Origin of the sequence: Sporosarcina sp. FSL K6-5500 (assembly GCF_038005665.1) — a bacterium.
In the GTDB taxonomy this organism is placed as follows: domain Bacteria; phylum Bacillota; class Bacilli; order Bacillales_A; family Planococcaceae; genus Sporosarcina; species Sporosarcina psychrophila.
Genome location: NZ_JBBOTP010000001.1, coordinates 3,754,501 through 3,771,011, shown reverse-complemented (window position 1 = coordinate 3,771,011; position 16,511 = coordinate 3,754,501). Strand labels below are relative to the sequence as shown.

Genomic DNA, 16,511 nt, shown 5'->3' with positions numbered 1-16,511 from the left:
ACCCCCTAAATATCATCTATGTTTATGCGTTCATCTTAACTAGCCTTTAAGTGATCCAATCATGACCCCTTTAACGAAGTGACGTTGCATAAATGGATACATAATGATAATAGGTAGGGTAGACACAATCATAACTCCATATTTGATAATAGAGGCTAGTTGTTGCTTACTATGAAGTACCTCAGCCATACTACTTGACATATTTATATTCTGTGATGACATTTCCTGTAATACCAGTATTTCTCTTAATACTAATTGTAGCGGATAAAGATTTCTGTCTGATAAATAGATTAAGGCGTTGAAATAGCCATTCCAATGTGCTACCCCATAGAATAGTGCCATAACCGCTATTATTGGAGCCGATAATGGTAGTATAACTTTAAAAAACATTTTAAAATTGGTGGCTCCATCAATAGTTGCCGATTCTTCCAATTCTTTTGGAATCGTAACTTCGAAAAATACACGAGCAATTATTATATTATAAACCGCAGCGGCATTAGGTAAAAGCATCGCCCAAATTGTATCAATAAGCCCTAAATTTTTAACAACTAAATAAGTTGGAATCAATCCACCACCAAAAAACATTGTCAGAACAAACATACCCATGAATAGATTTCTACCTGCAAGATCTCTACGTGATAATGCATAAGCAGCTGGAATTGTAATGGCTAAGTTTATAAATGTACCGAGTACGGTATAAAAAATAGTATTAAGATATCCCCTCCAAATATCACTATTTTCAAAAATTAACTTGTATCCGTCAAATGTTATCCCTTTAGGAAGTAGCCACATCGTTCCTGAGTTTACAGCTGCGGGATCACTTATTGATGCACTAACAATATAAAGCAAGGGATACAACACTACTACCGCTGCCAGTGTAAGAAAAATATAGTTAAAAACATTGAACAATTTGTCTTTATTTGTTTCTTTTATTACTGCCCCCATATTCTTACCTCCTCACCATAGACTTGTTTCACTCGTTTTTTTCGCAATTTGGTTTACACTAATGAGTAAAATAGCATTAATAACTGCATTGAACAATCCAACTGCAGAAGCAAAACTATATTGGCCATCTAATAATCCAGCTTGATAAACAAATGTAGCGATAACGTTCGAGGATTCGAGGTTAAGCGGATTTTGTAATAATAAAATTTTCTCGAAGCCAATTGCTAACATATTCCCGACGTTCAATATTAATAGAATAACCATTGTTGGGAATATCCCCGGAATGTTTATATACCATATTCGTTGTAAACGTGAAGCTCCATCTACAATGGCCGCCTCATGTTGCTGTGTATCAACACCGGCTAAAGCAGCCAAGTAAATAATTGTTCCCCAACCTGCATTTTGCCATACTCCCGAAAATACATAGACCGTCTTAAACCATTTTGGATCCGTCATAAAAGAAATAGGTTCAAAACCAAGTAATTGAATAGCATGATTTATTATGCCTGTTGTTGGGGCAAGGAATGCAATGACCATCCCTGTCATTACGACTATTGATATAAAGTGTGGTGCATATGTAACCGTTTGCACAGTTCGTTTATATAAACCATCTTTTGCTTCGTTTATTGCTAGTGCCAAAATAATTGGTAACGGGAAACCTACAATCAACTCATAAACGCTAATTCCTAATGTATTCTTAATTAAATCCCAAAAATAATATGACTCGAAAAATCGGATAAAATGTTCGAAACCTACCCATTCACTACCCCATATACCCAATGATGGAATAAAGTCTTTAAATGCGATTTGCACCCCATACATTGGAATGTAGTGAAATATCAAAAAGTATAAAAATGCTGGCAATATAAATATGTATAATTGCCAATTCTGTAGGATTTTACTTGATCCAAGCTTTTTTTTTGATTTTGCTTCCTTTTGTTGGGTAGCTGTACTCATGCTCATTCAAATATCCTCCTTTATCCATTAATGTGAAACTACCATCATCTTAGCTCGTTATGTAATTTGTAAGCAATATGTTGATTTTATTAATTCTTGTTTCCGCGATGAGTAGTAACGCAATTCAGACTTGCGAGACATGGGATTGATAATGAAATGGATATGTCGATTTTATATTCATATGTCGATTTAATACATAAGGATTTAGGTCATGTTTAGAGTGAAACTGAAGCACATACTGCCAATCCGTTCTTAAACCTACATTTAAATTAACGAAAAAAAAAGCCCTCACACAATACGAAGGACTTTAGAGTTATTTGATTACTTTCTATTCAATTTACGATATTCACCAGGTGGGATTCCTTCCCTCTCCCTGAATTTCCGTGTGAAATTTGATACATCCTTGTAGCCAACATCGAGAACAATTTTCTTAATTGGCCAATCCGTGTCCTTTAATTTTCTCTTTACATCTTCCATGCGCAGTTTCAATACATACTCCGTAAAAGTGCTACCAGTTTGATCTTTAATAAATCGGCTAAGATAAGGTAAGGTAAGATGAAAATTTATTGCTATGCTTTCCAGACTTAAATCGAACATTTTATATTTCACTTTAATGTATTCAAGAACATCATTTCGCAATTCCTCATTATTTGACCTCTTCTTACTCTCAACCTTTTTACATATTTTTATGGCTACTTCGCAAAGCTGTTCTTCTAATTGTTTTATAGAATTAAAATCTACAATGCTATTGAAGTCGTCTATATACTTCGTTAATTCCATTTCAGAAGCCGTTTTCATTACCGTATTGATAATATCAAAACAGATACATTTTAAAACTTGTATGGACAATTCCTCTTTCGCAAGTCTTGTAAACATGTCGCGCAGTGTTTCTGTTGCAACTATATGATCCCCTTGCTTCAGACTTTGGGCAAGCTTTATTTGGTCTTCTACTGGATAACCCAACCCCCGTTCTGACTGGGAACTTATTTCCTCAAAATAAATGATACTCCCCTGTGGTACTGCAAACTTATATTCTATTGCCGCAAGTGCTTCAATATAAGATCGATTAATATAGCTTTTTTCCTCATACATTTTCCCTACTGCAACAGTAGGGTTAATTACAGTAGTTTCCTGTATATACTGTTGGATTTGTGAGACAAGTATTCGGCGTTGATTGACAGCTTTATTTGGATCTTGGTTCATACTTATAATTAATGCCAATGCATCATTATAAATCAAATCAACTCCATGTACTGCGGCATCCTGTATTGTTAGTTTCGATAATAGCTGTAGAAAATTCTCTTTTTCTTTCATTTTATCGAAATATACAATTGTAACAAAATAACAATCATCCCTCATTACAACATTTAGCGCATGCATTAATGAATCTATTTCTTTGTTATCCCTTAAATCACCTTTCAGTAAATTAATAAGTAGTTGCTCTTTTGCAAATGGTTTTTGTAAAAAGATTGTTTCATTCAAACTCTGATGCGTTAGGAATGCCTTTGCAATTGTATTTCCGATGTTCTCGAATTCATTTAACTCCATAATTTCCACATTTTGTTTGTCGTTTTTTTGTGTTAGTTCAAATAACTTTCGAATTGGTTTATATTGTTTACTCCCAAATAAAACAGCTATTATAATACCAACAAAAAGGAGGAAAATCAAAATTGTGATGATAAATGTTCGCATATGGAAAACCCGTTCAAGAAACTGATCTGTATCCATCAGTGTTATAAATGTCCATCCACTAATTTCTGATTTGACAGAAACGAGAGAGTACTCTTTTCCATTTATCTCTACATTCCTTATCTCTTGATCATTAATAGTTGTTAAATTTAAATTCCCCTCACTAATCTCCTGTACATTAATACTAGATGCAACCTTCTGATTATTCTCGTCAAAAATATACGTATTTCCTTGAAAGTTACCTAATATGTTTTGAGTGAGATCTGTCAGGACCTTTTCTTTGATAAAATACATAACGGTTCCGTAAGGGTAAAGACTATTTGGAACTATTGGGTATAGGAAAGCAATTATACGATCTTGCGTACCATTATTCAGCGTTACGTTCCCAACAGTCTTTAACATTGGCTTTGTAATATATAAATCATTTATCAAGCTCTCTTGTTCTTCTTTATCGAATTTATACATTCTCTGTGTAAATGTATCCAGCGAAAAGGAGCCACTTAAGGTATATATATGGTCATTTTCATAGTAATAAACAAACAAATCTTCAATAATTGAACTGTTTGACTTATATTTTTTCAACTCTTCAATTGCCTCTCCACTGTAATAATTATGTTTCATCATGTACGGTGTCAAGCGGGGATCATAGGCTATATTTGTCGCAATTTTTTCTAGCTCCTTTATCCGTTCGTTTGTAATGTTTTCTACTTGTTTCAATTTATTAATATTAGATTGTTCGATTTCCTCTCGTAAATTGTAAACCGAACTATAATAAATAAATGCACTCATTAACATGAAAGGAATGAGGAAAACTAATAAATACGACACAATGTACTTAAATAATAATCGGGATTTTGTCCTCTTAAGCCAATGCATATATTCAACTTCCTTTCTGTACAAAAAAGTTGTAAATATTCTAGGTTGCTTTCTTTCCTTCTATTTGTTTGAATGCTTGAGAGGCGAACCACATAAGCGAATACGCAATAAGTGAAGACCCTACAAATATCAAGAGAATCGGTAGAAAGTTAAATAAATAATAGAGAACTATCAAACTAATAATCATTGCGATTGTTTCAAATGGTCTAGCGAGAGTGTAAAATATCTTGTGTAAATGAATAAATACAAAAAGGAAGACCTTTTCTTGGTAGAATTAAGTCACCACAACCAATCCTAGAAAAGAGGTCTTCCCTATGACTCAGTTTACAGCAGATATTGTCCAAGCACTAGTCCAAAAACAAGATATTACCGAAGTTTTTCGTTCGCATTTAGAAACAGCGGTAAATGCGCTGCTCGCCACGGAGCTGACGGCTTTTTTAGATTATGAAAAATACGACCGAATCGGTTTTAATTCAGGTAATTCACGTAATGGTTCATATGAAAGAACGCTACACACGGAATATGGTGACCTCCAAATCACAATTCCCCGTGATCGCAACGGCGAGTTTAAACAACAGACAGTCGCACCTTATAAGCGGTCAAATGATACACTTGAATCATTTGTCATTCACATGTTTCAAAAAGGCGTGACCATGTCGGAAATTGCCGATTTAATCGAAAAAATGTATGGCCATCATTACACACGTCAAACAATATCTAATATGACACAGGTAGTGGGTGAACAAGTAGAGGCCTTTACTAAAAGGAAACTCAGTGCGCGCTACGTCTGTGTTTATTTAGACGCAACCTATATTTCTGTTCGACGTGAAACGGTCTCTAAAGAGGCTGTTTATATAGCTGTGGGCATTCGTGAAGATGGATCAAAAGAAGTAATTGCTTACACAATCGCTCCAACAGAATCAGCATTTAATTGGAAAGAGCTCTTACTAGAAACAAAAGAGCGTGGCGTTGAAGAAGTCCTTCTATTCCTTTCAGACGGCTTAACAGGTATGGTTGACACGATTACAAGCGTATTTCCTAAAGCGCAATTCCAAACATGTTTAGTGCATGTGGCGCGCAATATTTCACATAAAGTACGTGTTGAAGACCGTGCTGAGATTTGTGATGACTTCAAAACGGTTTACCGAGCTGATAATCAGGAAGCTGGGCAAGTCGCGTTAGATAATTTCTGTGAAAAGTGGAAAAAATCATACCCAAAGGTGACAAAATCACTCGCTACAAATGACCATCTACTTACCTTCTACAGCTTTCCAAAGTCAATTTGGCGAAGCATATACTCAACGAATTTAATCGAGTCATTTAACAAGCAAATCAAGAAATATACAAAGCGCAAAGAGCAGTTTCCGAACGAAGAAGCACTCGAACGCTTCCTAGTCTCGCAGTTTGAAGAGTACAACCAACGTTTCTCCACACGATGCCATATCGGTTTCGATCAAGCACGCGCAGAGCTGGCTGAGATGTTTGAAGTGAAAGAATAAAAAGTGTGATGATCATTAAGAAGAGGTCCGATTGTCATTTACACATAAATATTGACACTCCCGGTCTAGCCAATGCAATATAAAACGATTGCTTAAAGTTCTGAGAATACTTAAGCTTATATCGTACAAATACAGGGAAAAAGTATAGTAAAGTAATTAAATACAAGAAACCAATAATCAATAAAATAATATGTAAATAAAAAGATTGGACTAGCTGCTTTGAAATTTTCATATCAATATATAAAAATATACCAATAGCTACTAAAAATGTCCCTAACGCATTGGATTTTAGAAAGTGGGTTTTATACGATGCGAGGAAGGTCTGAAATACTGGAATATCGTTATCATCTTCCATCCATTTACGAATTACCGTAAACATTGCTGTCGTCGCCGGCATAACACCAAACACCACAAGACCCATTAATGAGAATATAACCCATAAGAGGTGGAGATACATCATTTTACTAAGCCATTTTCCTATTTCAAAAATCGCTTTAAAGATACCATTTAAAGATTTCATACGATTAGTTCCTCCTTTAAATCATCTTCAACCCAACTATAGATAGAACCGATTTCAGCCAAAAGTTTCATTACTAGATCCAGGGTTCATATTATTCGCTTTATTAAATCTATACGGAAGAATATTAATATAGAAAATCTTAATAAATCAAATAAAAGTAAATCACTACTTAGTCCTTCATCCTTTTAATACACTCCATGTCCACCGTCAATTAAACACCACGTTCGGTTACATCAATTACTACTTAAAGTGGCTTTCTAAGAACGTCATAATATCAATATAGCTATTGGTCCTGAACCGATATGTAACTTTAATAGGAGTGACATTTCATTCGCAAATTTGCGAGCAATTTTTTACGGTTTATTCCCGTTGTCTCCATTTACACTTTTACTCATCAGCACCTTTAATTTGAAGATATGATCCGAATACTTTCTCACTGCTCGATTAATCCATTCTAATTTGATAATTCATCAACCTGCAAGAAATTACTGAAACAATAAAAAAGCCGATATATTCTGTATACCTCATTCACCTCTAGCAATTAAATCTGAAATTCGTTCGGTGCCACATCTTCCTACTTCAACAATCATTGTCACTCCCTGCTTAACTCTGATTTCATTGATATCATCGCCATAAGCATTGAATGATGGGAACGCATGGACATGTAAATCAATCCAACCACTTGATATATATATCTGAACAATTAATAATATACTGCCCTTGTCCATTTCCAACTGTCGTTATTTCGATTACTTTAACATTATTTAATATACGAATTCGTAAATACATACCTTCCGTTTTCATTAAACTATTTCCCTGATTCTAGATGTAAGTTATTGCAAGAGAAGTCTTATTACTATAGAAAAGGAGGCCAATATTCTGGCCCCCAAAGTTATTTCAATACTAAAAACGATTGTTCCAACTTTGTTTTGAATTTCGCTAAAAAACAAAAAGATCATTCTTATTATATAAATACACATGAATTGTAGTCGGCCAAGCCTAGTCATCATTGTTTGTGATAAACGATAAAGAATGCTAAACACGTAAATCTGATGAACCGGTAAGTTTGTTCCATCTAACATCGCTACTATACCTTGTTTCTGTTGAATAGCGTATATTGTACACATTTCATTAACTGTCTTTTACCAGATATCAAAATAAAAACCAGTTTTCACCAAATCGAACTCCTGAACCCAAAAAAAATACATTCCTAGTATTAAGAATATACTGAAAAATACTTTAATGTCAAGTATTTTTGGAAGACTCTCTTATTATTAAATCCACATCATATTGAACTATCCGGTCATAATGTGCCTTTCCAATGATTTGATAGCTTAATTGGTCTGCTAGTGTTCTACCTATTTCTTTTTTCGGGATATTAATTATTGTTAAAGTCTTAGTAGCCATACTAGCTAGTTCTATATTACAATTCCTATTGCTGAAATAGCTAAAGGTGTTTTTCCGAGACTAAGTAATTGACCACGTTGCACGTGTAGCAATAAATCATTAGAAGCAGCCACCTATTATTCACTTTTCCCCTTCATCCGCAAGAGCATAAATGGTCAAACAAAATAACACTACTACTCTTAGATCCTAATTCGTATTATAGGTTAACTTCATTTTTTTCTTCTAGAGTAATCGCTAGTTTAACGGAAATCTATTTTCCAACTTTTCAGTTGATTGAATACGCATCTTTATCCCAACCTCAACATATAGCGGACTATATTGAATAGTCTTTCAAAGTATAGTACACTATACTTAATTAAATTAATTTATTAACTTCGGGAGGTAACAACCTTTGACTAATCCAGATCTGCCTAATAAATTCCGATCAATCTTCGACTCTACCGAAACACCACGCACGTTTTTTGCACCAGGACGAATTAATCTAATTGGTGAACATACGGATTATAATGGAGGCCATGTATTCCCCGCCTCAATCTCATTTGGAACGTACGCACTTGCTCAAAAACGCAATGATCAAAAGTTACGTTTTTACTCGTTGAACTTCCCCTCTATTGGGACCATTGAATGTGATCTTGCCGATTTAGACTATAATGAAGCACATGATTGGGCGAACTTCCCCAAAGGCATGATTCATTATATGAAGGAAAGCGGACTCCAAATAACGACTGGAATGGATATCTTATTTTATGGTGACATTCCTACCGGCGCCGGGCTCTCCTCTTCTGCTTCTATTGAAATGGTCACTGGTGTCCTTTTGGAAGGACTATTTGATTTAAATATTGATCGTGTAAAGATGATTCAACTTGGGCAAAAAGTAGAAAATGATTATATCGGCGTCAACAGTGGAATTATGGATCAGTTTGCAATTGGTAAAGGTAAAAAAGGGCATGCCATCCTATTAAACTGCCAAACTTTAGCCTACAACTATGCCCCTATCGAGCTTGCTGACCATGTGATTATCATCATTAATACCAATAAACAACGAACACTTGCTGGTTCAAAATATAATGAACGTCGCGTGCAATGTGAACAGGCTTTGACGAACTTGCAAACAGATCTTCAAATTAAGGGGCTTGGTGACTTGACGAAAGAACAATTTGAACAACACAAACACCTTATTACTGATGAAACAAACCAAAAACGTGCAAAACATGCTGTCTATGAAAATCTACGGACTGTTGAGGCTCTTCAGCAATTACAACAAGGCAATTTAGAGGCATTTGGGCAATTAATGAATGAGTCACATAAATCTCTTCAACTGGATTATGAAGTAACAGGCATCGAACTAGATACGATTATCCAAGCAGCATGGGATCAACCAGGCGTTGTGGGCGCCCGCATGACAGGCGCAGGTTTTGGTGGTTGTGCAATTGCAATTGTTGAAATAGACAAAGTTGATAGCTTCAAGAACAATGTAAATAAAATATATAGAGGAAAAATTGGTTATGAGGCATCATTTTACACCGCTGCAATTGGTGACGGAGCAAGAGAACTTACTGAAGGAGTGTACTAAATGAGTGTATTAGTTCTAGGTGGAGCTGGATATATCGGTTCACATGCGGTTTATCAGTTAATTGATCAACAGACGGACGTCGTAGTGATTGATAATCTACAAACTGGGCACAGAGAAGCTATCCATCCTGATGCGACATTTTACGAAGGTGATAGTCGAGACATCGAGTTTATGCGTAATGTATTTACTAATGAACCTATTGATGCAGTTGTCCATTTTGCTGCGAATTCCCTTGTCGGTGATTCCATGGCAAATCCATTGGAGTATTATGATAATAATGTCTATGGCACACAAATATTACTGCAAGTGATGACAGAGTTTAATGTCAAAAAAATTGTCTTTTCATCAACAGCAGCCACTTACGGGGAGCCAGAATCTGTCCCAATCACAGAAGAGATGCCAACCAATCCGACAAGTACTTATGGCGAAACAAAACTGACGATGGAAAAAATGATGAAATGGTGCGAACAAGCCTATGGCATTCGCTATGTTGCTTTACGCTACTTCAATGTGGCAGGTGCACGGGAATCTGGAGAAATCGGCGAGGATCATCATCCTGAAACACATCTCGTACCAATCATTCTCCAAGCAGCACTCGAACAACGTTCAAATATCACTATTTTCGGAGAAGATTATGATACACCCGATGGCACATGTATCCGTGATTATGTCCATGTAGAAGACCTTATTCAAGCGCATCTTCTAGCACTTAATTATTTAAAAAATGATGGAGAAAGCGATATTTTCAATCTTGGCAGTAATCAAGGATTTTCAGTCAAAGAAATGATTGATACAGCACGAGCAGTTACAGGTAAAGAAATCCCTGAGAATTCAGGTAAACGTCGTGCGGGTGATCCTAGTATCCTAATCGCAAGCTCTGATAAAGCTGCCACTCTTTTAGGTTGGCAGCCAACGCGAACTTCAATTGAAAAAATCATTCAAGATGCTTGGAACTGGCATGTCAACAACCCAAATGGTTACCAGAAGGACGTGACAGCTAAATGATTTACTCAGATATTAGAGGACTCCTTCAAAAAGGTATCGAAGTGGGACTAATCGATACCGCTGATCAGAATTATGTGACGAACCAAGTACTTGCACTGCTCCATCTCGAATCTATGCCTGCAACAACTGAAGGCACAACAGATGATTCAATTCCAAATCTACTCGACAAAATTATTGCCTATGCTACCGAAAATAATGTCATTGACAATGTTTTTGATGACAAAGAAATACTTTCAGCCACAATCATGAATTGCTTTGTGGAAAGGCCATCTGTTATCAATGCAATTTTCCAGAAAAAATATAGTAACTCCCCAAAAAACGCAACAGATTATTTTTATGAATTAAGTAAAAACAGCAATTATATTCAGATGAACCGCATCAAGAAAAACATCCATTTTAAAGCTACAACAATCTATGGTGAAATGGATATTACCATTAACATGTCAAAACCCGAGAAAGACCCTGAACAAATCAAGAGAGAAAGCGAATTGAAACATGATGTTGATTATCCAAAATGTCTATTATGTATCGAAAACGAAGGATACGCTGGCCGGACAGGTTATCCAGCTAGGGCAAATCATCGTATCATTCAAGTACCACTTGTAAATGAAAATTGGTATCTGCAATATTCACCCTATGTTTATTATAATGAACATAGTATTTTACTTGCTGAAGAACATCGTGATATGAAAATTGGTAAGGATACTTTTAAACGGTTACTTACTTTTATAGAGAAATTCCCACATTATTTTATTGGCTCAAATGCCGATTTACCTATTGTCGGTGGCTCTATTTTGAATCATGATCATTATCAAGCAGGAAGTTATAATTTTCCAATGACAACTGCAACAACTGCACTTTCGTTTACGTTAGAAAACTTTCCAAACATAACTGCATCTGTCCTGGAATGGCCGTTAACAACCATTCGCTTGCAGAGCGATGAGATTGAGCCATTGATTCAAGCAGCTGACCATGTCCTTACCACATGGAAAAGTTATAGTGATGAGGAAGCGGATATCAGAGCCTTTAGTAATGAAACTCCACATAATACAATTACACCGATTGCCCGAATGCGTGCTAACAAGTTTGAACTCGATCTCGTCTTACGCAACAATCGAACAACTGAAGAACATCCACTAGGGATTTTCCATCCCCATGCAGATGTCCATCATATAAAAAAAGAAAATATTGGGCTTATTGAAGTAATGGGTCTGGCAGTTTTACCGGCTCGTCTTAAAGATGAATTAGCTGAAATCAAGAAGTTTTTACTCGATCAAACAACTTCTGTAGCCCCCTATCATCAACAATGGGCAGAGCAAATGAAAGCTAACTATGGAGAATTATCAAACCTAGAGCAAATTGAGTCCATTTTAGAAAAAGAACTTGGGATTAAATTCGCCAAAGTGCTTGGAGATGCAGGCGTTTTTAAAGTACAAAGTGAGTGTGAACGATTCATCCAAACATTAAATAGGTAGGTGGCTAGCCAGATGAAAATAGAGACCCAAGATATACTGAATAAGTGGAAGTTGTATACATTAACAAATAATAACGGTATGACAGTAAGTTTTTTGAACTTCGGTGGTATCATCACTGACATAAGCGTTCCAAACAGGCATAATCAACTAGAAAATGTGGTCCTTGGCTATACAAATTATACCGATTATGAAGAAAACCCAAATTTTTTTGGTGCGATAATCGGCCGCGTTGCCGGAAGAATTCAAGATGCTTCATTTACTATCCAAGATCAACCATATTCATTGGCAGCAAATGAAGGTGGCCATCATTTACATGGAGCAGACGAAGGATTTCATCAAGTAATCTGGCAGTCTAGTCCCTTTCAGTCAGATGATACAGTTGGCGTGAAATTAAACCATAAAAGTTTAGATGGTGAAGGTGGATATCCTGGTACTATTGAAGTTGCTGTTACCTATACATTGACTAATAATAACGAGCTCATCCTTGATTATTCAGGAACATCCGATAAAACGACTGTGCTTACTATGACAAATCATTCCTATTTTAACTTAAGTGGAAATCTAGCCGCCACGATCCACAACCATCATGTTACAATGGAGAGTGATGACTTTGTTGAACTTGATACGGAACTAATTCCAACAGGTAAAAAAATCAATGTAGTGAATACGCCATTTGATTTCCGAACTGGAAGAAAACTTGTTGACGGCATTAACTCCATATCAACACAAAATAGGGTTGCTAATCATGGATATGATCATTACTTTATTCTCAATCAAACTCAACAACAAAACATCCGTGTAAAAGAAGAAACGAGTGGCCGCCTGATGACGATTAAGACCAACCAACCAGGCGTGGTTATGTACACATCGAATACTCTCGATGAAGGACTTAATCTAGCAGAAGGTAATTCAAAACCTTATTTAGGTGTCTGTTTTGAAACACAAGCCTCCCCTGCCTCATTGCATCACAAGGGCTTTCCTTCCGTTATCTTAGAGGCCCATGAATTATATGACAAACAAACAGTGTTTTCATTTGGCATTGAGGGCTAGATCCGCCTTATAGGGCAAGAACTACTTATTATCAACTATATATTGTACAAATGAACATCTATATAAACTGAGCGAAGCTGCTCGTCTTAGAGCGTGAGGCATCCCCGAGCGCAGTAGCGATTTTAATGAAATTCTTTACATCAACATATATAACTAAAAGGGGCTATTTCTATGAAGTTTGGAATTATCGGAACGAATTGGATTACAGATCGATTACTGGCAGCAGCTAAAGAACATCCCGAATTTAGTGTCGGTGCAGTCTATTCAAGGACTGAGGAGACAGGGAGAGCATTTGCAGAGAAACATAATATCGAACATGTGTATACAGATATGATAGAAATGTTTCAAAGCGGTGATATTGAAGCCGTTTATATTGCATCACCCAATGCGTTTCATGCAGAACAAAGTATTTCAGCTATGAATAATGGCATTCACGTTCTTTGCGAAAAACCCGCTGTCACTTCCTTAATTGAAATGGATCAAGTAATTAAAGCATCTAATGACCATCAAACAACCTATATGGAAGCAATGAAATCAACAGTTACACCTACATTTCTCAACTTAAAAGAGAACCTAGCTAAGATTGGTCCACTCCGACGATTCGTATTTCATTATAACCAGTATTCTTCGCGTTACGATAAATATAAGGATGGCATTATTGAAAATGCTTTTAAACCCGAACTGGGGAATGGCGCTAAAACAGACTTAGGGGTTTACTGTATCGCGCCTATTGTGCATCTAGTCGGCGAACCTAAATCTGTACTTAAAAATACTTATTTACTATCCACTGGTGCAGATGGTCAAGGAAGTATGATCTTAAATTACGATGAATTTGAAGCTGTTATTATGTACTCAAAAATTTCAGATTCCCATTCACCAAATGAAATACAGGGCGAGAATGGCGTCATCGAAATCGATAAAATCAGTGATCCGGAAAAAATTATTATTAAATACAAAGACGGTCAAACTGAGGATATTTCTATTAAACATGAATTTAATACTATGTACTATGAAGTTGAAGAGTTTATAAAATGCGTGAAAAATAATCAAATAGAATCTACAATTAATACGCATGAAATTTCTCGCAGTGTGACAAAAGTTCTTACTTTATAAAAAAAGGTTGTGCAGTATGAATTCAACATTCATACTGCACAACCTTTTTTATTACTTGTTACACTTATTCGATCTTTACTCAATCCTTACACTTTTCCCCGTTTCCGCGGCTTCGATAATACCCAATACTACTTTCAATGAGGCCAATGCATCTAACCCAGTAACAATCGGCTCTTGATCTAACCGGACACTATCAATAAATGCATCGATAACACCGCTATTTATTTGATTGTCATTCGTCTGGATTGATTCAAGCTGGTAGTTGATTCTTTCTCCTTCTTTCATAATCACTTCAATTGGGTAGTCAGGGTTATTATATATTTTTAATATGCCATTTGCACAGTAGATTGTCGTACTATTATCTTCTTCTCCATAATATGTCCATGAAAAGGTAGCCGTTCCAATTCGTCCTTGTTTCGTTTTTAACACACATACGATATTGTCGCATACTTCAATTGGATTTCCGTCTTTATCCACTTTATCAAGTGTTCCTTGCATAGCATTTACTTGATCAATTTCATCGTCTAATAAGTAGTGGAGTAAATCGATTTTGTGAATGCCTAAATCAACTGCTACACCAAAGCCAGATCGATCTTTTTTAAAGAACCAAGTTGAGTTTGTTTTATCCACTCCCCACTTTTCCGGTCCCGAGTGTCCAAACGTCGTCCTAAAAGTGAGCACATCACCCAATTGGTTTTTCTCTATTATTTCCTTCGCCCTTTGATGTGCCCGGGTTAATCGTTGATTATGATCAACCATCAGTTTTCTCCCCGATCTACTTTGGGCTTCAATTATTTTTTCTGCATGTTCGATTGTTAAAGCGATTGGTTTTTCACATAATACATGCTTTCCACTCAGTAATGCTTTTGTAGAAAAAATATGATGAAATTCATTCGATGAGCAGTCACTGATCACCAAAATAGAAGGGTCGGCTAGTAATTCTTCCACAGTTTCCGCTACACCACCGCCGAATAAATCTGCTAACGCTTGTGCACGTTCTATATTTCTATCATAAAAAATAATCTCACTAACATATGGATTGGCTTTATATTCTGGTGCATGCCGTAGTTTAGCGATTGAACCGCATCCAATAATTCCAACTTTTATTTTCAATTATACTCCTCCCCTCTATATTCTTTTTTGGAATATCAAATCATTTCTAATCGTTTTATGGTATTTTATCAAGATTATATTCGAGGTCTGCAATCTGAACAATAGCCCCGCTGTTTAATACCTATCTCATCCATCTTCGCTACCTTTCAATCATCCCCAATTTATCCTTTTCCACTTCTTCTCGAATGGACCAAAATTGTAAATCTAGTGCACCCGTGCTTTTTCCTCATCTAAATACTTCAAAACACTATCGCTTTCCCAGTCTCCGCAGATTCATAAATCGCATTAACAATCTTTTGAATAATTAACCCTTGTTCTGGCGTACTTAATGGGGTCTTGCCTTCCAAACAGCACGCTACAAATTGATTGATTTCAAGTTGATGTCCATTTACTTCTGGTAGATAAGCAGGAGTACTATCGATTAATGTGTTGTATTTCTCTTGATAAATTTTCAAAGGGAAAATATCGGCTCCCCCTTTATTCCCCATCAAGGAGACCTGCATCGTCTCATCTTTTTCGACATTTGCAGCAAAAGCAGTTTCCAAAGTTAAGGTAGCTCCATTTTTAAATGTCACCATACCAACAGCCATATCTTCTACTGTATAGTTTTCAAAGTCCCACTCACCAAACAGCCCTACTCCTTTTTTATGGCCAATTTGTTGATGGATTTTCCCCAATACAACTTCAGGCTCTGGATAGCCCATGAGATAGAGCGCGGTATCTAGCATATGAACGCCAATATCGATTAGCGGACCACCGCCTTGTAATTCCTTATTCGTAAATACCCCCCAACCCGGAATACCTCTCCTACGGATAGCATGAATGCGTGCTGAGTAAATATCGCCCATTTCTCCAGCATCAATAAACGATTTTGCGATTTCTACTTCAGGTCGATAGCGATAATGGAAACCGTACGTTAAAATTTTCCCTGAATCGCTAGCCGCTTTTACCATCAATTGTGCTTCTTCCACAGTCATTGCCGGTGGTTTTTCACACAACACATGACAACCTGCCTCAAGCGCAGCAATCGTGGCTTCTGCATGAAATTTATTAGGCACGCAAACGCTTATCGCATCTAATTCTACGTTCTTAAGCATTTCTTTATAGGAAGTAAAGACATGAGGAATTGTAAATTGTTCTGCAACTTGTTGTGCACGTTCCTCTACAACATCAGCAATAGCGACTATTTCCACCTTATACCCGCTGTTCAAATAATTAGGGATGTGTACACCACTTGCAATTCCCCCAGCACCAATGATTCCAACTCTCAATACACTCATTCATAACAC

At 36.4% G+C, this 16,511-nt stretch carries 13 protein-coding genes; 6 read left to right on the top strand and 7 right to left on the bottom strand.

Annotated elements, in window-relative coordinates; all coding sequences use genetic code 11:
* Positions 1–39 precede the first annotated feature (39 nt).
* The 3 genes from MKX62_RS17965 to MKX62_RS17955 form a co-directional block, all read right to left on the bottom strand.
* Positions 40–945 (bottom strand): carbohydrate ABC transporter permease, encoded by a 906-nt coding sequence (locus tag MKX62_RS17965; protein ID WP_187047594.1) that lies wholly within the window; start codon positions 943–945, stop codon positions 40–42.
* A 12-nt stretch (positions 946–957) separates the two neighbouring features.
* Complete coding sequence (locus MKX62_RS17960; protein WP_255428686.1) at positions 958–1,902, bottom strand: ABC transporter permease; 945 nt, start codon at positions 1,900–1,902, stop codon at positions 958–960.
* A gap of 321 nt (positions 1,903–2,223) precedes the next feature.
* Positions 2,224–4,467, bottom strand: a complete 2,244-nt coding sequence (locus tag MKX62_RS17955) for an AraC family transcriptional regulator (RefSeq protein WP_340742002.1) — start codon at positions 4,465–4,467, stop codon at positions 2,224–2,226.
* A gap of 314 nt (positions 4,468–4,781) precedes the next feature.
* Between MKX62_RS17955 and MKX62_RS17950 the strand changes: the two genes are divergently transcribed.
* Positions 4,782–5,966 (top strand): IS256 family transposase, encoded by a 1,185-nt coding sequence (locus MKX62_RS17950; RefSeq protein ID WP_340741403.1) that lies wholly within the window; start codon positions 4,782–4,784, stop codon positions 5,964–5,966.
* 34 nt (positions 5,967–6,000) lie between these two features.
* On the opposite strand, the gene MKX62_RS17945 is transcribed toward MKX62_RS17950, so the two are convergent.
* Positions 6,001–6,486 carry a YesL family protein gene (locus MKX62_RS17945; RefSeq protein WP_340742001.1) on the bottom strand — a complete coding sequence of 162 codons (486 nt, stop codon included), beginning with the start codon at positions 6,484–6,486 and terminating at the stop codon, positions 6,001–6,003.
* A gap of 524 nt (positions 6,487–7,010) precedes the next feature.
* The gene (locus MKX62_RS17940; protein WP_187047590.1) at positions 7,011–7,214 is read right to left on the bottom strand and encodes a hypothetical protein; all 204 of its coding nucleotides are present in this window, start codon (positions 7,212–7,214) and stop codon (positions 7,011–7,013) included.
* A gap of 1,070 nt (positions 7,215–8,284) precedes the next feature.
* Here MKX62_RS17940 and MKX62_RS17935 point away from each other — a divergent pair.
* The 5 genes from MKX62_RS17935 to MKX62_RS17915 all read left to right on the top strand — a co-directional run bounded on the left by MKX62_RS17935 (position 8,285) and on the right by MKX62_RS17915 (position 14,109).
* Positions 8,285–9,466 (top strand): galactokinase, encoded by a 1,182-nt coding sequence (locus tag MKX62_RS17935; RefSeq protein WP_187047589.1) that lies wholly within the window; start codon positions 8,285–8,287, stop codon positions 9,464–9,466.
* The gene (galE, locus tag MKX62_RS17930) at positions 9,467–10,471 is read left to right on the top strand and encodes a UDP-glucose 4-epimerase GalE (RefSeq protein ID WP_187047588.1); all 1,005 of its coding nucleotides are present in this window, start codon (positions 9,467–9,469) and stop codon (positions 10,469–10,471) included. It begins immediately after the preceding gene.
* Positions 10,468–11,946, top strand: a complete 1,479-nt coding sequence (gene galT, locus MKX62_RS17925; protein ID WP_187047587.1) for a UDP-glucose--hexose-1-phosphate uridylyltransferase — start codon at positions 10,468–10,470, stop codon at positions 11,944–11,946. Before galE ends, galT begins: the two co-directional genes overlap by 4 nt.
* A gap of 12 nt (positions 11,947–11,958) precedes the next feature.
* Complete coding sequence (locus MKX62_RS17920; RefSeq protein WP_187047586.1) at positions 11,959–12,996, top strand: aldose epimerase family protein; 1,038 nt, start codon at positions 11,959–11,961, stop codon at positions 12,994–12,996.
* A 171-nt stretch (positions 12,997–13,167) separates the two neighbouring features.
* Positions 13,168–14,109, top strand: coding sequence for a Gfo/Idh/MocA family protein (locus MKX62_RS17915; RefSeq protein WP_340742000.1), 942 nt, complete (start codon positions 13,168–13,170; stop codon positions 14,107–14,109).
* A gap of 75 nt (positions 14,110–14,184) precedes the next feature.
* Here MKX62_RS17915 and MKX62_RS17910 read toward each other — a convergent pair whose 3' ends face one another.
* Both MKX62_RS17910 and MKX62_RS17905 read right to left on the bottom strand, forming a co-directional pair.
* Positions 14,185–15,222, bottom strand: a complete 1,038-nt coding sequence (locus MKX62_RS17910) for a Gfo/Idh/MocA family protein (protein ID WP_340741999.1) — start codon at positions 15,220–15,222, stop codon at positions 14,185–14,187.
* A 239-nt stretch (positions 15,223–15,461) separates the two neighbouring features.
* Complete coding sequence (locus tag MKX62_RS17905; RefSeq protein WP_187047583.1) at positions 15,462–16,502, bottom strand: Gfo/Idh/MocA family protein; 1,041 nt, start codon at positions 16,500–16,502, stop codon at positions 15,462–15,464.
* Between the last annotated feature and the right edge of the window lie 9 nt (positions 16,503–16,511).